Origin of the sequence: Pseudomonas sp. NUPR-001 (assembly GCF_052147955.1) — a bacterium.
In the GTDB taxonomy this organism is placed as follows: domain Bacteria; phylum Pseudomonadota; class Gammaproteobacteria; order Pseudomonadales; family Pseudomonadaceae; genus Aquipseudomonas.
This window is the reverse complement of the sequence record NZ_CP197353.1, coordinates 1,152,209-1,170,616: the sequence shown is the minus strand read 5'-3', so window position 1 is coordinate 1,170,616 and position 18,408 is coordinate 1,152,209. Positions and strand designations below refer to the sequence as shown.

General features: G+C 59.1%; 16 protein-coding genes and 1 pseudogene. 7 read left to right on the top strand and 10 right to left on the bottom strand.

Features of this window, described 5'->3' with window-relative positions; translation table 11 throughout:
- Positions 1 to 4: 4 nt before the first annotated feature.
- From ACP6KB_RS05455 to pcaR, 6 genes are all read right to left on the bottom strand, one after another.
- Positions 5 to 1,294, bottom strand: coding sequence for an MFS family transporter (locus tag ACP6KB_RS05455; protein WP_442112400.1), 1,290 nt, complete (start codon positions 1,292 to 1,294; stop codon positions 5 to 7).
- Positions 1,295 to 1,413: 119 nt separating this feature from the next.
- Entirely contained in the window at positions 1,414 to 2,619 is a 1,206-nt protein-coding gene (gene pcaF, locus ACP6KB_RS05450; RefSeq protein ID WP_442114258.1) for a 3-oxoadipyl-CoA thiolase, read from the bottom strand.
- Positions 2,616 to 3,395, bottom strand: coding sequence for a CoA-transferase subunit beta (locus tag ACP6KB_RS05445; protein ID WP_442112399.1), 780 nt, complete (start codon positions 3,393 to 3,395; stop codon positions 2,616 to 2,618). The genes pcaF and ACP6KB_RS05445 overlap by 4 nt, the downstream gene beginning before the upstream one ends.
- Positions 3,392 to 4,252 carry a CoA transferase subunit A gene (locus ACP6KB_RS05440; RefSeq protein ID WP_442112398.1) on the bottom strand — a complete coding sequence of 287 codons (861 nt, stop codon included), beginning with the start codon at positions 4,250 to 4,252 and terminating at the stop codon, positions 3,392 to 3,394. Before ACP6KB_RS05440 ends, ACP6KB_RS05445 begins: the two co-directional genes overlap by 4 nt.
- A gap of 223 nt (positions 4,253 to 4,475) precedes the next feature.
- Positions 4,476 to 5,822, bottom strand: a complete 1,347-nt coding sequence (locus tag ACP6KB_RS05435) for an MFS transporter (RefSeq protein ID WP_442112397.1) — start codon at positions 5,820 to 5,822, stop codon at positions 4,476 to 4,478.
- A 160-nt stretch (positions 5,823 to 5,982) separates the two neighbouring features.
- Complete coding sequence (gene pcaR, locus ACP6KB_RS05430; RefSeq protein ID WP_442112396.1) at positions 5,983 to 6,858, bottom strand: pca regulon transcriptional regulator PcaR; 876 nt, start codon at positions 6,856 to 6,858, stop codon at positions 5,983 to 5,985.
- A 619-nt stretch (positions 6,859 to 7,477) separates the two neighbouring features.
- Here pcaR and ACP6KB_RS05425 point away from each other — a divergent pair.
- Together ACP6KB_RS05425 and ACP6KB_RS05420 are read left to right on the top strand one after the other, a co-directional pair.
- Positions 7,478 to 7,678, top strand: a complete 201-nt coding sequence (locus tag ACP6KB_RS05425) for a hypothetical protein (protein WP_442112395.1) — start codon at positions 7,478 to 7,480, stop codon at positions 7,676 to 7,678.
- 332 nt (positions 7,679 to 8,010) lie between these two features.
- A complete protein-coding gene (locus ACP6KB_RS05420) occupies positions 8,011 to 9,483 on the top strand; it encodes an inorganic phosphate transporter (protein WP_442112394.1) in 1,473 nt (490 codons plus the stop codon).
- Positions 9,484 to 9,627: 144 nt separating this feature from the next.
- On the opposite strand, the gene ACP6KB_RS05415 is transcribed toward ACP6KB_RS05420, so the two are convergent.
- A complete protein-coding gene (locus ACP6KB_RS05415; RefSeq protein ID WP_442112393.1) occupies positions 9,628 to 11,106 on the bottom strand; it encodes a helicase HerA-like domain-containing protein in 1,479 nt (492 codons plus the stop codon).
- Between the two features lie 168 nt (positions 11,107 to 11,274).
- Between ACP6KB_RS05415 and ACP6KB_RS05410 the strand changes: the two are divergent.
- The 4 genes and pseudogenes from ACP6KB_RS05410 to ACP6KB_RS05395 all read left to right on the top strand — a co-directional run.
- Positions 11,275 to 12,297 (top strand): annotated as a pseudogene (locus tag ACP6KB_RS05410) (HAMP domain-containing protein); the annotation flags it as partial.
- A 93-nt stretch (positions 12,298 to 12,390) separates the two neighbouring features.
- Positions 12,391 to 13,155, top strand: coding sequence for a methyl-accepting chemotaxis protein (locus tag ACP6KB_RS05405; RefSeq protein WP_371261989.1), 765 nt, complete (start codon positions 12,391 to 12,393; stop codon positions 13,153 to 13,155).
- 142 nt (positions 13,156 to 13,297) lie between these two features.
- Positions 13,298 to 14,419 (top strand): glycosyltransferase family 4 protein, encoded by a 1,122-nt coding sequence (locus tag ACP6KB_RS05400; protein ID WP_442112392.1) that lies wholly within the window; start codon positions 13,298 to 13,300, stop codon positions 14,417 to 14,419.
- Positions 14,412 to 15,152, top strand: coding sequence for a DUF2334 domain-containing protein (locus ACP6KB_RS05395; protein ID WP_442112391.1), 741 nt, complete (start codon positions 14,412 to 14,414; stop codon positions 15,150 to 15,152). The genes ACP6KB_RS05400 and ACP6KB_RS05395 overlap by 8 nt, the downstream gene beginning before the upstream one ends.
- On the opposite strand, the gene ACP6KB_RS05390 is transcribed toward ACP6KB_RS05395, so the two are convergent.
- Positions 15,138 to 15,323 carry a hypothetical protein gene (locus ACP6KB_RS05390; protein ID WP_442112390.1) on the bottom strand — a complete coding sequence of 62 codons (186 nt, stop codon included), beginning with the start codon at positions 15,321 to 15,323 and terminating at the stop codon, positions 15,138 to 15,140. The two genes, ACP6KB_RS05395 and ACP6KB_RS05390, sit on opposite strands and share 15 nt — an antisense overlap.
- Positions 15,324 to 15,344: 21 nt before the next feature.
- Entirely contained in the window at positions 15,345 to 16,196 is an 852-nt protein-coding gene (gene purU / locus ACP6KB_RS05385; RefSeq protein ID WP_028943351.1) for a formyltetrahydrofolate deformylase, read from the bottom strand.
- Positions 16,197 to 16,511: 315 nt separating this feature from the next.
- On the opposite strand from purU, the gene mvaT reads away from it, so the two are divergent.
- Positions 16,512 to 16,889, top strand: a complete 378-nt coding sequence (mvaT, locus tag ACP6KB_RS05380; protein WP_442112389.1) for a histone-like nucleoid-structuring protein MvaT — start codon at positions 16,512 to 16,514, stop codon at positions 16,887 to 16,889.
- A gap of 74 nt (positions 16,890 to 16,963) precedes the next feature.
- Here the strand turns inward: mvaT and sbcB are convergent, their stop codons facing one another.
- On the bottom strand, positions 16,964 to 18,394 hold the full coding sequence (gene sbcB, locus ACP6KB_RS05375) for an exodeoxyribonuclease I (RefSeq protein WP_442112388.1): 1,431 nt from the start codon (positions 18,392 to 18,394) through the stop codon (positions 16,964 to 16,966).
- Positions 18,395 to 18,408 lie beyond the last annotated feature (14 nt).

Genomic DNA, 18,408 nt, shown 5'->3' with positions numbered 1-18,408 from the left:
CAAGTCAATGATCGTGGTGCAGGTAAGCCGCCTGTTTCGGCAGGCGCAGGCTGAACAGGAAAGCGATCGCCATCATGGCGGTAACGTACCAGTAAAAGGTGTTCTCCATCCCCATCGACTTCAGCCCCAGCGCCACATATTCGGCCGAGCCGCCAAACATCGCGTTGGCCACCGCATAGGCCAGGCCGACGCCCAGCGCGCGCACCTGCGGCGGGAACATCTCGGCTTTGACCAAGCCACTGATCGAGGTATAGAAACTGACAATGCACAGCGCCAGGGTAATCAGCACAAAGGCCAGAAACGGACTGGTAACGGTTTTCAGCGCCATCAGGATCGGCACGGTGAATACGGTACCCAAGGCACCGAACAACAGCATCGAATTGCGCCGGCCAATACGGTCGGAAAGCATGCCGAAGAACGGCTGCATGCACATGTACAGAAACAGCGCGCCGGTCATGATGAAGCTGGCGGTTTTCGCGCTCATGCCGGCGGTGTTCACCAGGTACTTCTGCATGTAGGTGGTAAAGGTGTAGAAAATCAGCGAGCCGCCAGCGGTGTAACCCAGCACGGTGATGAAGGCCGCCGTGTGATGACGGAACAGCCCGGCAATACTGCCTGCCTCTTTGTCGTTACGGGTCTCGGCGCTGCTGGTCTCTTCCAGCGAACGGCGCAGGAACAACGAGATCACCGCAGCAACGGCGCCCACCACGAACGGAATCCGCCAGCCCCAGGCGCGCAGTTCATCTTCGCTGAGCAGTTGCTGCAGAATCACCACCACCAGCACCGCCAGCAGTTGCCCGCCGATCAGGGTGACGTACTGGAACGAGGCAAAAAACCCGCGTTGACCACGCAGCGCCACTTCACTCATATAGGTAGCGGTGGTGCCGTACTCGCCACCTACCGACAGGCCCTGGAACAACCGCGCCAGCAATAGCAGCGCAGGCGCCCAGGCGCCGATCGAGTTGTAGGTGGGCAGGCAAGCGATGACCAGGGAGCCGGCACACATCATCAGCACCGAGATCATCATGGAATTCTTGCGGCCATGCCGGTCGGCCACCCGGCCGAACAGCCAGCCACCAATCGGTCGCATCAAAAAGCCAGCCGCGAACACCCCTGCGGTATTGAGCAGTTGCACCGTGGGATCGTCGGAGGGGAAAAACGCCGGGGCGAAGTAGATGGCGCAGAAGGCATAGACATAGAAGTCGAACCATTCGACCAAGTTGCCCGAAGAGGCACCGACAATGGCGAAGATACGCTTACTGCGCTCCTCACCGGTGTAATAGGCTGTAGTCATGACCGTTTACTCCTGGAGGGTTACTGAAGTCTAGACATATTCAGTAACACCTCGTTCCGCAGAACAATCACCCCAAGCGAACAGCCCTGCGTGGGAGCCGCTCGCCTGGGATCATTGGTTTACACGCGCTCGATAGCCAGGGCCAGGCCCTGCCCTACGCCAACGCACATGGTCGCCAGCCCCTTGCGACCACCGGATTTCTCCAGTTGGTGCAGGGCCGTCAGGATCAGACGCGCGCCACTCATGCCCAGCGGATGGCCCAGAGCAATAGCGCCACCGTTCGGGTTGACCTGCGGCGCATCATCGGCCAGGCCCAGTTCACGCAGCACCGCCAAACCTTGGCTGGCAAACGCTTCATTGAGCTCGATCACATCGAAATCGCTCACTGCCACACCCAGACGCTCGGTCAGTTTGCGTACCGCAGGCACCGGGCCAATGCCCATGACCCGCGGCGCCACACCGGCGCTGGCCATCCCCAGTACTCGGGCACGTGGGGTCAGGCCGTGTTTTTTCACCGCTTCAGCCGAGGCCAGGATCAGTGCTGCAGCACCGTCGTTGACCCCGGAGGCATTGCCGGCGGTGACGGTTTTGTCCGGGCCGTTGACCGGCTTCAGCCGCGCCAGCGCTTCAAGCGTAGTGTCGGCGCGTGGATGCTCATCGTGCTCGACGACGGTCTCGCCTTTTTTATGGGCAATGCGCACCGGCACGATTTCTTCAGCAAAAAAGCCGGCGGCCTGAGCCACTGCTGTACGTTGCTGGCTGCGCAGGGCGAAGGCGTCCTGGTCAGCACGCGAGACCTGATAGTCGTCAGCGACGTTATCGGCGGTCTGTGGCATGGCATCGACGCCGTACTGGGCTTTCATCAACGGGTTGATGAAACGCCAGCCAATGGTGGTGTCTTCCAGCTTCATGTTGCGCGAATAGGCGCTGTCGGCCTTGCCCATGACGAACGGGGCACGCGACATCGACTCGACGCCACCGGCAATCGCCAGCTCCATCTCACCGCTGGCAATGGCGCGGAAGGCAGTGCCCACCGCGTCCATGCCCGAAGCGCACAGACGGTTGAGGGTAACCCCCGGCACGCTGTCCGGCAGCCCCGCCAGCAGCAGCGCCATGCGCGCCACGTTGCGGTTGTCTTCACCGGCCTGGTTGGCGCAGCCGAGGAACACTTCGTCCAGCTGTTCCCATTGCACCTGCGGGTTGCGCTCGATCAAGGCCTTGATCGGCACCGCCGCCAGGTCATCGGCACGCACACCGGCCAACGCGCCGCCGAAGCGGCCGATGGGGGTACGAATGGCATCGCAGATAAATACGTCACGCATCAGGCTTCTCCTGGTGCTTGGCCGTGAGCGGCAGCCGTACGGGCTTCCAGATCACGCAGCGCGGTCAGCTCGACGTCGCTCGGCGCCTCGGTGGTCGCTACTGTATCGGCAAAGCGAATCGCCCAGCCGGTCGCGGCAATGATCTGCTCACGGGTAACGCCCGGGTGGATCGCGGTTACCACGAATTCGTTGGTGCCGGCTTCCGGCTCCATGATGCACAGGTCGGTGATGATCCCCACCGGCCCGGCACCTGGCAGGCCCAGACGTTTGCGCGAGTCACCGCCTTCGCCATGCCCCACCGAAGTGATGAAGTCGAGCTTGTCGACGAAGGCACGGTTCGATTGCTTGAGGATGATCAGCACTTGCTTGGCAGAACCGGCAATTTCCGGCGCGCCACCGGCACCAGGCAGGCGCACTTTCGGCTGATGGTAGTCACCGACCACGGTGGTGTTGATGTTGCCGAAGCGATCCACCTGGGCGGCGCCGAGGAAGCCCACATCAATACGCCCACCTTGCAGCCAGTAGCGGAAAATCTCGCCGGTCGGCACTACGGTGTCAGCGGTTTCCGCCAGTTCGCCATCGCCAATCGACAGTGGCAGTACGCTTGGTTTGGCACCGATCGGACCAGACTCGTAAATCAGCACCACATCCGGCGAGGACGTCAGACGCGCCAGGTTGGCCGCCTTGGAAGGCAGGCCGATACCGACGAAGCACACCGCACCATTGCGCAGACGACGAGCTGCGGCGACGGTCATCATTTCATTGGTGGAGTAGCTCATTGTGCAGCCTCCGAAGCGCTGGCCAGTTTTGCCTTGAATTCAGTGAAGTCGGTGGTGCCGCGAATGTATTCGTCGATCCAGGCGGTGAAGGCTTCGCGATTGCGGGCAATCGGGTCCCAGGCCTGATAGAAACGGTTGTCACGCTCGTAGTAACCATGGGCGTACGACGGGTGCGCACCGCTTGGTACCAGGCACACTGCCGACAGTGCCCAGGTCGGCAGGACACAGGCGTTCATCGGGGCATTGAGGTCGTCGACGATCTCTTCGACTGTGACGATGCAGCGCTTGGCCGCCAGGGCCGCTTCTTTCTGCACGCCAAGAATGCCCCACAGCAGTACGTTGCCTTTGCGGTCAGCCTTTTGCGCATGGATCACGGTGACATCCGGGCGAACCGAAGGGACGGCGGCGAGCACTTCACCGGTGAAGGGGCAGGTAACGCTCTTGATCAATGGGTTGACCTTGGGCAGGTCGGAACCGGCGTAGGCACGCAGCACCGCGAAGGGCAGGCCCGAGGCACCGGCAACGTAGGCGTTGGCCAGGTCAGCGTGGCTGTGCTCTTCGATTTCCATCGGCTGCGGCCATTGCTTTTCTACGGCATCGCGCAGACGGTGCAACGAGCCTACGCCTGGGTTGCCGCCCCAGGAGAAAATCAGTTTGCGGGCACAACCAGCGCCGATCAGCTGATCGTAGATCAGGTCCGGCGTCATACGTACCAGGGTCAGCTCTTTCTTGCCCTGACGAATGATTTCATGCCCGGCGGCAGTCGGAATCAAGTGCGTAAAGCCTTCGAGGGCGACGCTGTCACCGTCGTGGACGAACTGCTTCACGGCGTCGTGGAGCGAGAGAATTTCAGCCATTGCAGACTCCTGGATATGCTGAGTCGAGGTCGGTGTGCAAGGCGCCGAGGGTGGCGCCGGTAGGACTTCAGATTAAGGCGGGGTCTGGAGCGGTACAATCCGATAATCGACTATCTGTTCGATTATCGAACGAATTGTCGTGCAGTGGGAGCGGGCTTGCCCCGCGATAGCGATTTGGCAGACGAATCGCATCGCGGGGCAAGCCCGCTCCTACACCATCAAATCACGTCGCATCAGCGTGGCTGACCATGCCCTTGATAAGCACCGCCACCGTAGCCAGTCCGGCCGGAATCACCAGCGCTGTCAGCACCTGTTCGAAGTTCCAGCCCAGCCCCAGCAGCGTGGCGCCCATCCAGGCACCAAGAATCGCCCCGAAACGCCCGATACCCAGCATCCACGACACTCCAGTGGCGCGGCCCTGGGTCGGGTAAAAACGCGCCGCAAGAGACGGCATGGCCGATTGCGCGCCGTTGACACACATGCCGGCGATCAACACCAAGGTGGCCAACAAGGTGATGTCGCCCAGGCTTTGCCCGACCGCGTAGGCAAACACCCCGGCCAACAGGTAGAACACCCCGATCACCTTGTGAGGGTTGTAGCGGTCCATGGCCCAGCCCACCGCCACCGCACTGAGGACCCCGCCAAACTGGAACAAGGCACCGATAAAGGCGGCCTGCTCCATGCTCGCGCCGCTGTCACGCATCAAGGTCGGCAACCAGCTGGTGAGCAGGTAGACAATCACCAGCCCCATAAAATAGGTCAGCCACAACAGCAAGGTGCCGACGCTGTAGGTGCCAGAAAAAATCACCGCGAACACATTACGAGCCTTGACCGTTTTCTGCTCTGGCACGCTAAAGCTCGAGGCCTGACCGACCACCGCCGGTTGGATCGGCGCCAGTGTTCTGCGTACTTTGTCGGTACCACGGTTGCGCACTACCAGAAAGCGTGCCGATTCTGGCAACCACAGCATCAATACCAAGGCCAACAGCAGGGGCAGTACCCCACCGATCAGCAACAGGCTGTGCCAGCCGAACGCCGGAATCAACTTGGCTGAAATAAAGCCACCGCCGGCCATGCCCAGGTTGAAACCACAGAACATGCTGGTGACCAACAGCGACTTGTGCCGCTCGGGGGTGTATTCAGACAGCAAGGTGGTGGCGTTGGGCATACCTGCGCCAAGACCCAAGCCAGTCAGAAAGCGCAGCACCAGCAACTGGTCGACGTTGGTGGCGTACGCCGACGCCAGGCTGAATGCCCCGAACACCACCACGGCTACCACCAGCACCAGCTTGCGGCCAAAGCGGTCGGCCAACGGCCCCGAGCCCAAGGCACCGAAGACCATGCCGATCAGCGCCGCGCTCATGACCGGGCCCAGGCTGGCACGGTCGATCCCCCAGTCCTGCGACAGCGCTGGGGCAATAAAGCCCATGGCCGCAGTATCCAGACCATCGAGGAACACAATCAGGAAACACAGGATCACCACACGCCATTGATAACGTGACAGTGGTTGTTCATTAATAAAGGACTGCACATCAAGGCAGTTCCCGACAGCAGCTTGCGGACTGTTCATTATTTTTATCCAGTAGTAGCGCGCATGTGTGCGGGGCGCGCGTGAGCGACACAATCGATCAAGACCGACCGACTGGTGCGAAGGACATTAATAAGCAGTCGAAAGCCGCGCAATTCGATAAACGCAACACTGTGCGTTTATCGAACAGGAACGTACAGGGTTATGCGAACAGCTGTGTGCTCAAGTCACGACTGGCGGCAAGCATGATCGGCAGGAAGCGCTGTTCAAGCTCGGTGCGGCTGACCCGACCCGCATGGGTGCTGACGTTAAGGGCCGCCAGCACCTGACCGGAAGCATCGTAGACCGGCACGGCAATCGAGCGCAGGCCTTGCTCCAGCTCCTGATCAACCACGCACCAGCCTTGCTGCCGGACCTGCTGCAGGCATTCGAGCAGTGCCACCGGGTCGCGGATGGTACGGCTGGTCTTGGCCTGCAAGTCGGCATGCTCCAGGTATTCATGCAAGGTCGCATCGTCCAGTGCGGCCAGCAGAATCCGACCCATGGAGGTGCAATAGGCAGGCAGTCGCCCGCCGACCGAGAGATCGACGGAGATCAACCGTTGCACCGTCGCCGAACGCGCGATGTAAAGAATGTCATCGCCTTCCAGCGTGGCCATGTTGCAGGCCTCGTGCAATTGATCGCTCATACGGTCGAGGTAGGGCTGGGCCGACACCGCCAGTGGCGTAGACGACAAGTAGGCATGGCCAAGCGTCAGCACTTTGGGCAGCAGCGAGTAAGTGCGCCCGTCGGTAGTGGCATAGCCCAGCTTGATCAAGGTGTGCAGGCAACGACGCACCGCAGCACGGGGAATTTCCGTACGGTGGCTGATCTGCGCGATGGTCAGGTGACGCTTGCGTTCCTGGAATGCCTGGACCACCGCCAGGCCACGCGCCAGCGACGTCATGAAGTCCGGGTCACCGGTGAAGGCCTGGATGCGCCTGGCCGGTGAAGCAACGATGGGCGGTGCCAGCGACGCAAACGAACTGCGCACCTGATCGTTCAATCCGGCCCCCTTGGGCGATGTTTCTTCTGTCATGGTTCACCTCGGCAACACGGTCACTGGGGCGATTATCGAACCAACGACCGATAATCGCAATTGACCGCTACCCTCAATTGCTTATACCTTTCCACTGCCACCATGTGGCTTCTTGGAGAGACTGGTCAGGTACCCACCGTAGAAGTCCCAGGCACGGCCTTGCCCACGAAGCGAGGCCGTTTTTTCTTCTTTCAGCCAAGTGTTAACTGCTTCTACGCGCTGAAAACAATTACGCCGTGCTTCGCGCCAGCGCTAGTGTGAACAATCCGATTGCATACCTACGTTAACAAGCGCGTAACAAACGCCGGTCTTTGTTGTCATTAGTGAAACAACTGGCTTATACGGTAGTGCAACTTGCTTGCTATAATCACTTTTACTTTCTGCTGCTTGGCGGGGCTATGTCGGATCCAATCCGTGTTTGCCTGATGCCGCAGAGAAAGGACCTGCTGCAACGTCATAACAATGAGCACCCTTTCGTTGCATTCGACTTGCACGCTAAAAATCGACTGTTGCTGCGACAGTAACTACGCTCTGGCAGCGTAGCCGCGTTGATGTTGCGCAGGAGCGTAACCGCTGACGCGTTAACGCCAGAGTTTATTCATAACCAACAGGTAGCACTGTGACGAAAGACGAACTGCGCGCGGAACTTGAGCGCCAGGAACAACGTTACAAGGAAGTTTACGGCGGGGAAGTCACCACTTACGCCGCCCAACCCGATCCAGAGCGCAAGCCCTGGCGCAAGCGCGCCAGTATTCTTGACCAGGCATTCGCCCAGGAAATCCAAAAGATCGAGAAAGAACTCAAGGCCGACGAGCCCTGATGCTCGCCCCTGTCCTGCACCGTTGCTGGCCGGATGAGTGGTACTTGAGAAAAGCCGGATAGGGCTGATCGTTACAGCCCTACCGCAAGCGGTAATGGTTTCTCACAAATTTCATACATGCGTTTGAATTTTTCATAGACGCAGCGACTTTCGGTAAACCCTTATATTTTCTAGATTTTTACCGATTTTAGCCGACATTTTCGCGGTCGTTTCCGACACATCCCTTGCTGGAAAAGTGTCCGGACGGCCAGAACCGGTCAGCGGCAGGTGCATCGATTAGCAGGGATTTCTGGCATAATCGCGCCCCCTTATGACCGGGTCAGAAAACCTTCATGATCGATTTATTCAGCGGACTTGATGCCTGGGTACTGGTGAGCCTCGTGCTTGCTTTGACCTTCGTACTCGCCTTCGAGTTCATTAATGGCTTTCATGATACCGCTAACGCGGTAGCGACAGTCATTTACACCAAAGCCATGCCCCCACACCTGGCAGTGTTCTTTTCCGGGGTGTTCAACTTCCTCGGCGTGCTGCTCGGCGGTGTCGGTGTGGCCTACGCCATCGTGCACCTGCTGCCGGTAGAACTGCTGATCAATGTGAACACCGGCCATGGTCTGGCCATGGTGTTCTCCTTGCTCACGGCGGCCATCGCCTGGAACCTGGGCACCTGGTACTTCGGTATTCCGGCCTCCAGCTCCCACACCCTGATCGGCTCGATCCTCGGTGTTGGCCTGGCCAACGCCCTGATCAGCGACATTCCGCTGGGTGACGGCGTCAACTGGCAAAAAGCAATCGACATCGGCGTCTCCCTGCTGCTGTCACCGATGGCTGGTTTTGCCGTTGCGGCACTCGTGCTGTTGGGCCTGAAATGGTGGCGCCCACTGTCGAAGATGCACAAGACGCCTGAACAGCGCCGCAAGCTCGACGACAAGAAGCACCCGCCGTTCTGGAACCGCCTGGTGCTGGTCATGTCGGCAATGGGCGTAAGCTTCGTGCACGGCTCCAATGACGGCCAGAAAGGTATTGGCCTGATCATGTTGGTACTGATCGGTATCGTTCCGGCGCAGTTCGTTCTCGACCTGAACAGCACCACCTATCAGATCGAGCGGACCCGCGACGCTACCCTGCACCTGAGCCAGTTCTACCAGCGCAACGAAGCGACCCTGGGTGAATTCCTGGCACTGGGCAAAGCCAAGACTGGCGACCTGCCAGAGCAGTTCAGCTGCAACCCGCAGCAAACCGAACCGACCATCGCGGCCTTGCTCGAATCGCTCAAGGGTGTAACCGAGTACCGCTCGCTGACGCCTGAAAAGCGTGTAGAAGTACGTCGCTACCTGCTCTGCCTGGACGACACCGCGAAGAAAGTTGGCAAGCTGCCAGGCCTGCAGGCGCGTGAAAAGGCCGACCTGGACAAGCTGCGTAAAGACCTGACGGCCACCACCGAATACGCCCCGTTCTGGGTGATTCTCGCGGTCGCCCTGGCCCTGGGCCTGGGTACCATGGTCGGCTGGAAGCGTGTGGTACTGACCATCGGTGAGAAAATCGGCAAGCAGGGCATGACCTATGCCCAGGGCATGGCGGCACAGATCACCGCAGCCTGCGCCATCGGCATGGCCAACATCTTCAGCCTGCCGGTATCGACCACCCACGTATTGTCGTCGGGTGTAGCCGGTACGATGGTGGCGAACAAGAGCGGCCTGCAAGGCGGCACCGTCAAGACCATCCTGCTGGCCTGGGTACTGACCCTGCCAGCAACCGTGGGCCTGTCGGCTGGCTTGTTCTGGTTGGCGACCAAGTTCTTCGTCTGAACCTGCTCGCAGTAAAAAAGGCGCCTCCGGGCGCCTTTTTTCATGGTGGGAACTGTCTTGCACCACCTGTAGGAGCGGGCTTGCCCCGCGATTGCGGTGCACCTGTCACACCGCCTCGCGGGGCAAGCCCGCTCCTACAGGCAGTTAGCGGCGTTTGCTGCTACCGAGTAACGAGCCCATCAAGCCACGCACCAACTGGCGCCCGAACTGGTTGGCGGCCTGGCGCATGGCAGATTTGATCGCCTGCCCTGCCGCACTCTGCAGAAACTCCCCAGCCTTGTCGGCCAAACTCTCTTCGGCAGCGGCCGGCGCTTGCTCAGGTGGTGCAACCCCACCCTTGCGGGCATTGAGCATTTCATAAGCCGATTCACGGTCTGCCGGTTTGTCGTAACGCCCGGCCAGTGGCGAGGCGGCAATCAGCGCTGTGCGCTCAACGTCGCTCAATGGCCCGATGCGCGACTGCGGCGGCGCAATCAACACCCGCTGAACCATGCCCGGCGTACCTTTATCCTGCAAGGTGCCGACCAAGGCCTCACCGATACCCAGCTCAGTCAGCACACTCAAGGTGTCAAAGTCGGGATTGGGGCGGAAACCGTCGGCAACTGCCTTCAACGACTTCTGCTCTTTGGCGGTAAACGCACGCAAACCGTGCTGAATACGCAAGCCCAACTGCGCCAGGACATCATCCGGCAAGTCACTCGGCGACTGGGTAACGAAATACACCCCAACACCCTTGGAACGAATCAGCCGAACCACCTGCTCCAGACGATCCTGCAACGCCTTGGGCGTACCATTGAACAGCAGGTGCGCTTCATCGAAGAACAGCGCCAGCAGCGGCTTGTCGGCATCGCCACGCTCAGGCAACTGTTCGAACAACTCGGCCAGCAACCACAACAGGAAGGTCGCATAGACCTTGGGCGCTTCGTGCACCAGGCGGCTGGCGTCCAATAAATGAATACGACCACGGCCGTCAGTATCCGGGCGCAGCAGGTCTTCGAGCTGTAAAGCCGGCTCACCAAACAAGGCTTCGGCGCCCTGCTGCTCCAAGGTCGCCAGGCGTCGCAACAGTGCCTGGCTGGAACCTGTGGTCATCAGCGCGCTGTCTTCGCCGAGCAGTTGCGGATTGTCCTTGAGGTGCGCCAGCAGCGCCTTGAGGTCCTTGATGTCGAGCAACAACAAACCTTCGCGGTCGGCCACCTTGAACGCGGCATACAGCGCAGCCTGCTGGCTGTCGGTCAGTTCCAGCAAGTTACCCAGTAACAACGGGCCCATTTCGCTCAGGGTAGTGCGCAAAGGATGGCCGGATTGCCCATGAATATCCCACAGACTGACCGGATAGGCCTGCGGCCGATAGCCGAGCCAAGGCATACCGGCAATCCGCTCAGCCACCTTGCCTTGAGGGTTGCCGACCGCACCCAGACCACACAAGTCGCCTTTGACGTCAGCCGCAAACACCGCGACCCCGGCATCGCTAAAGGCCTCGGCCATATGCTGCAGGGTGACGGTTTTTCCCGTACCGGTGGCCCCCGCAACCAGACCGTGGCGGTTAGCCAGACGCATGGCTTGAGCAACTGGTTGTCCGGCCAGATCAGCGCCGAGAATGAACTGCGAAGAGTCAGGCATGTTTTTTCACCCTCTATTCAAGCTTTGATACAAATCGGCCGATAGCTCATTAGCGATAGACCACCAGAAAGACAGGATAAGCCCGACAAGGAAGGGGACCTGCACTGCTTTCAAACTGTTCTTTGTGCGAACGACCCGGATAACAAAACCTTAGCGGACCAACTCGTTATGAACAAAAGCCTCCGTTTCAGCCACAAGATCCTTCTGGCCGCTTCTCTGATCGTCATGATCGCGTTTACCTTGTTTACTTTGTACAACGATTACCTGCAGCGCAATGCGATCCGTGAAGATCTTGAACGTTATCTCGCGGAGATGGGCGATACCACCTCAACCAATATTAAAAACCTGTTTGATGGACGTATCCTGCTAGTACAAAACGTGGCACAGAACATTGCCGCATTTCCTGAAGCTGAAAAGATTGGCACCTTATTGGGGCAACAAGCCCTGGTGTCGAGTTTTCTGACGATTTACCTGGGCGACGTCAATGGTGGTTTCACCATTCGTCCGCAAACCAAGATGCCTGACGGTTATGACCCGCGTGTGCGCCCTTGGTACAAAGACGGGATGGCCGCCAATGGCCCGATCCTGACCGAACCCTACATCGACGTCAGCACCGGCAAGATGGTGATTTCGGTGGTGGCCACTGCCGCGCGCAACGTCGGCGTGGTCGGCGGCGATCTGGCGCTGGACGGCCTGACCGAAATCATTAACTCACTGAACTTCGGCGGCATGGGCTACGCCTTCCTGGTCAATGACCAAGGCAAGATCCTGGTGCACCCCGACAAAAATCTGGTGATGAAGTCGCTGTCGGACCTGTTCCCGCAGAACACCCCGCGCCTGAGCAAAGACCTCAGTGAAGTACAAGTCAACGGTCAAACCCGCCTGCTGACCTTCGCCCCGGTCAAAGGCTTGCCTTCGGCCAACTGGTACATCGGCCTGTCTGTCGACAAAGACAAAGCCTACGCAATGCTCAGCGAGTTCCGCACTTCAGCGGTGATCGCCACCCTGGTTGCGGTGGCCATCATCATCGCCCTGCTCGGCCTGTTGATTCGCGTGCTGCTGCAGCCACTGCACACCATGACCCGGGCCATGGAAGACATCGCCCAAGGTGAAGGTGACCTGACCAAGCGCCTGACCCTGCACAGCCAGGACGAATTCGGCGTGCTGGGCAAAGCCTTCAACCATTTCGTCGAGCGCATTCACAGTTCAATCCGCGAGGTGTCGTCGGCCACCGAGCAGGTCAACGAAGTGGCACTGCGGGTAGTCAGCGCCTCCAACTCTTCGATGGTCAACTCCGACGAGCAGTCCAACCGCACCAACAGTGTTGCTGCCGCAATCAACCAGCTCGGCGCTGCGGCCCAGGAAATTGCCCATAACGCCGCCCAGGCCTCGCAACAGGCAAGCTCCGCGCGTCATCTGGCAGAAGAAGGCCAGCAAGTGGTCGATCGCAGCATTGCCGCGATGAACCGTCTGTCGGATCTGATCTGCACGTCGAGTTCGCACATCGAGACGCTCAACAGCAAGACCGTGAACATCGGCCAGATCCTCGAAGTGATCACCAGCATCTCCCAGCAAACCAACCTGCTGGCGCTCAACGCCGCGATCGAAGCGGCCCGAGCGGGTGAAGCCGGCCGTGGCTTTGCCGTGGTTGCCGATGAAGTGCGCAACCTGGCGCACCGCACGCAGGAATCGGCGCAGCAGGTGCAAAACATGATCGAGGAGCTGCAAGTCGGTGCGCGCGAGTCGGTCGATACCATGGGCCAGAGCCAACGCCACAGTCAGGACAGTGTCGAAATTGCCAACCAGGCCGGTGAGCGTCTTGGCAGCGTCACCCTGCGCATTGGTGAAATCGACGGCATGAACCAATCGGTGGCGACTGCCACTGAAGAGCAAACCGCCGTGGTTGACTCGATCAACATGGACATCAATGAAATCAACATGCTCAACCAGGAAGGGGTCGAGAATCTGCAATCGACCCTGCGCGCCTGCGCCGACCTGGAGCAACAGGCCAGCCGCCTGAAACAGCTGGTCGGCAGCTTCCGCATCTAAGCAGCAAAGGCAGCGGCCAGCGCCGCTGCCCTCCCCTCGAAACGCGATCGAACAAACTATCCTGTATAGAGGTCAACCTTAGGGCGCGTCCTGCGGTGCATGCCAACACCGCACGACACACTCTGAAGACGATCTCGGAGGGATGCAGATCGTGCATATCGCTGACATCACTATGTTCTATGCCCCCGCCAGTGGCGGTGTGCGTACTTATCTTGATGCCAAACATCGCCGCCTGGGGCTGACGCCAGGTGTCCGTCACAGCCTGCTGGTCCCCGGCGCTAGCCCCCAGCACGACAACGGTGTCTATCAGGTACCGGCACCGGCATTGCCGTTCGGCAATGGCTATCGCTTTCCATTGCGCCTGGCGCCCTGGTGCAACGTCCTGCAGCAATTGCAGCCGGACCTGATCGAAGTCGCAGACCCTTACCTGACCGCCTGGGCAGCGCTGGACGCACGGCGTCAGCTCGATATACCGGTCATCGGCTTCTATCACTCCGACCTGCCGCTGCTGGTCAGCAATCGCATGGGCAACTGGTTCACCCCCAATGTCGAAGCCTATGTCAGCAAGCTGTATGGCAATTTCGACCGGGTGCTGGCGCCCAGCCAGGTAATGGCCAACAAACTGCGCCGCCTGGGCATCAATAATGTGCATGTTCAGCGCCTGGGCGTAGACCTGAACACTTTTCATCCACGTCACCGCGACCCAACCCTGCGCCGGCAGTTGCACATTGCAGACAGCACCCATTTGCTGGTGTTTGCCGGCCGTGGCTCACGGGAAAAAAACCTGCCGGTACTGCTCGACTGCATGCAGCGCCTGGGTAAGCACTACCACTTGTTACTGCTGGGCTCGCACATGCCCTCCAACGTACCCGGCAATGTCAGCGTTATCGACCACTTCTGCCCTGCCAGCGAAGTCTCCCGCCTGTTGGCAAGTGCCGATGCGCTGGTGCACGCAGGCGATCAGGAAACCTTCGGCCTGGTCATTCTCGAAGCCATGGCCAGCGCGATTCCCGTGGTAGCCGTAGACGCTGGCGCGTTCAGGGAAATCCTCGATCAGCGCTTTGGCCGCCTGTGCCCGCCCAATGACGGTCAGGCCATGGCCAGGGCAGTACGCGAAGTCTTCGAAGAAGGCCCCGCGCAGCTTGGCTTGCAGGCCCGTCGCCATGTCGAGCAGCACTACGCCTGGGACACGGTGGTCAATGGCCTGCTGGCACACTACCGGGCGGTGCTGGGCTATGAGCTACCGGTACGGGCTCATGCCTGAGCAGAACCTGCTGTTGGTCCTGCACGACGTAGCCCCGCAAACCTGGCCGGACTACCAGACGTTCGTCGAAGCGGTGGATGCCCTGGGCAGCATTCCCATGACCTGGCTGGTGGTACCGGATTTTCACAAGCGCAATCCACTGGCTTGCGCGACTGAATTTCGCCATATGCTTGATCGACGCCTGCAGCGGGGCGACGAGCTGGTACTGCATGGCTTTTATCATCTCGACGACAGCCCACCACCGCATTCGCTCAAAGACTATGTCATGCGGCGTATCTACACCCATGAAGGCGAGTTCTCCACACTTGACCAGGCTACCGCGCGGCAACGCCTGGAAGACGGAATAGCCTTGTTTCAGCGCTTTGGCTGGCCACTGGCTGGCTTTGTTGCCCCGGCCTGGCTGATGAGCCTGGGCACGCGACAAGCGCTGAGCACGCTCCCCCTGGCATACACCAGCGGCCCGAGGCACCTTTATCGCTTGCCGGACTTCACACCGATTGCTGCCCCCGGCCTGGTCTGGAGCGCGCGCAGCGGTTGGCGCCGCGGCCTGTCCAAGGGGGTGTGTAATCTTCAGCTTTCCCGCATGCAGGAGGCTGCGGTGATACGCCTGGGCCTGCACCCGGTGGATATGCGCCATGACCTTTCCCGGCGTTTCTGGATGCAAACCTTGCAACAGCTGCTGTATCAGGGGCGGACACCCCTAACAAAGTCGGCCTGGCTAGCCGGCCGTTGAATCAGGCTCCGCCGCTTTGCCCGTTGGTTGCAGCTGCTGCCACAGCTCGGCGGCACCGGGAAAATCGGTGCCGTCATCGCTGTTCAGGGCTTCGGGGTCGTAACGGCTCAGACAGCCCTCACCGAGAACTGGCGGGGCTTTGGAGGTTGCCTTGTCGAAGGGATCGGCCATGCTGCAACCTCCTCAAACGGTTTAGTTGAAGACCACCGTCTTGTTGCCGTGAACCAGCACACGGTCTTCCAGGTGATAACGCAAGCCACGCGCCAACACCATTTTCTCGACATCACGGCCAAAGCGAACCATGTCTTCGATGCTGTCGCTGTGGCTGACCCGTACTACGTCCTGCTCGATGATCGGACCGGCATCCAGTTCTTCAGTGACATAGTGGCAAGTCGCGCCAATCAGTTTCACGCCGCGCAAAGAGGCCTGGTGATAGGGCTTGGCACCGACGAACGATGGCAGGAAGCTGTGGTGAATATTGATCACCTGCTGGGCATATTCCTGACACAGTTGCGGCGGCAGAATTTGCATGTAACGCGCCAGCACGACTACATCAGCACCGTGCTCTTTGACCAGGCGCGACACTTCGGCGAACGCCGGTTGTTTGTCTTGCGGATCGACCGGTACATGGAAAAACGGAATGCCATGCCACTCGACCATGCTGCGCAGGTCATTGTGGTTGGAGATAACGCAGGGAATATCGCAATCCAGCTCCTTGGCGTGCCAGCGGTGCAGCAGGTCGGCCAGGCAGTGGGACTCACGGCTGGCCATCAGTACCACACGCTTTTTCTGGTCGGTATCGGTGATCCGCCAGACCATGGAAAACTCTTCAGCGATCGGTGCAAACGCCTCGCGGAACGCCTCAATGCCAAATGGCAGGGTTTGCGCGCGGATTTCGTGGCGCATGAAGAACCAACCGCTCTGCTCATCGGAGTGATGGCTCGCTTCGTTGATCCAGCCGTTATAGGACGCCAGGAAATTACTGACTTTGGCGACGATGCCAACGCGGTCGGGGCAAGCAATCACCAGCCGATAGGTGCGCATGAATGAGACTCCAGATACTTCGCAAAGGCGCTCATTCTAACGAGTACACAGCAAAACTGCAGTAGGCAATGCACGCGCTTTGTCGCATGTGTCAGCAGTACCTGAGTAGCGAGTGCAGGCGATACGGATTGGGCCGAGGCGGCAAAATTAACTGAGCTTTACCAGTATTAGTTTGTAAATTTTTTTTTATACAATTTATCGAATCGCTTTAACCGCAGCGCTAATTATTGCCAAGTTTAATGTTTACTTGGCAGTACACTCTGACTATTATTGCCTCACTGTCTACCTGATACCCCCCTTCGCAAGGATCACCCAATGTCCCTGATCAACGAATATCGCGCTACAGAAGAAGCCATCAAAGAACTGCAGGCCCGTCTGGCCAACCTGTCGAACGACGACAAGCTGAAGAAAGAGCTGGAGTTCGAAGGCAAACTGCGCAATCTGATGGGCGAATACCAGAAGTCGCTGCGCGATATCATTGCCCTGCTCGACCCAGAAGCCAAATCGAGCAAAGCACCACGTGGCGCGGTTAAAACCACTGGCACCAAGCGTGCTCGCAAGGTCAAGCAATACAAGAACCCGCACAACGGTGAAATCATCGAAACCAAAGGCGGCAACCACAAAACGCTGAAAGAGTGGAAAGCCAAGTGGGGCGGCGATGTGGTTGAAGGCTGGGCAACCCTGCTGGGTTAATTAGCCATCGCTGCAACAGCGTTTGCAAAGATGAAAAAAACGCCAGCTTGCTGGCGTTTTTTTTCGACCACAGCTTATATCCCCAGCTGCAACTTCAACGCCTGAACGTGTGCTTGCCAATGCCCCAGCAGCTCCCGCTGAGCTACGTCAGCCTGGTCCCAGCAGCCTTGCAGCGCTCGCTCAAAATCACCAACGGTGTTGGGTGCGCCCATTGCCGGATCGGTCAGACGCTGCCGACAGAACTGCGTCCAGCGCTGCCGCTCCTGTTCATTCAAGGTTTCAATGAAATTGCGCGCACGGTAGCGGAACAACAATTCCGGTAATCGTTCATCGTCGAACATCCAGTGACCCTGCCCTAACTGCTGTGGGTCTACGCTCCGAACTTGTTCACACAATCGCCTGTCACGATCGCCGATAAAGCCGTCGTACAGCTGCTGCTCGGGATCTTCACACGGTGCAAATTCTTCCTGACTGTAAAGGGTTTGTAATTTATCTTGCCAGATCGCCTGATCGGCAATCAACTGCGAAGCCCGCGCTTGAAATAAGGACATATCCAATCCCAAGCGTTGCTGATCTTGCACGCGCAATACACCCAGCGGCGCAACAACCGGACAACGGTTGATATGCACCAACTTCAAGGGCACAGGTAACTGCCCTTCCAGCATCTCCTCTCGCCGCGTGTATAAACGCTGACGCAATGCATCGCCTGGTTCCTGCAATAACGGCTGCGGATCCATTCCAAGGTCACAGACAATCAATGCATTGCGATTACGTGGGTGCCAGGCCAACGGCAGGACAACCCCCAGATAATTGCGCTCTGCGGAGAATCGCCCGGAAATATGTACAAGTGGTTGCAGCAATCGAATCTGATCCAGCACCTTCTGTTTACTGCGCAATTGAAACAACCAGTCATATAACTTCGGTTGTTTTTCCCGAATCAATCGAGCCAATGCAATGGTCGCCCGCACATCACTGAGAGCTTCATGCGCTTGACCATGATCGATCCCGTTAGCAGCCGTCAGTAACTCCAGGCGCAAACTGGTGCGCCCATCTTGCTGCGGCCAGACAATGCCATCAGGGCGCAGGGCATAAGCGGCCCGCACCACATCAATCAAGTCCCAACGGCTGTTGCCGCCTTGCCACTCTCGGGCATAGGGATCGAAGAAGTTGCGGTACAGGCTGTATCGGGTCACTTCGTCATCAAAGCGCAGGCTGTTGTAGCCTGCGCCACAGGTGCCGGGACGGGCCAGCTCGGCATGTATCCGGGTCATGAACTCGGCTTCCTGCAAGCCCTGGCTGGCCAACTGCGCCGGAGTGATGCCGGTTACCAGGCAGGCTGCCGGGTGCGGCAAAATGTCGTCGCTGGGTTGGCAATAGAAGTTGATCGGCGCTTCGATCTCGTTGAGATCGAGGTCGGTGCGCACGCCGGCTACCTGCAGTGGCCGGTCATTGCGCGGATTGATACCGGTAGTTTCATAGTCGTGCCAGAAAATGCTGGTGCTCACGGGGCCGTCCTGAA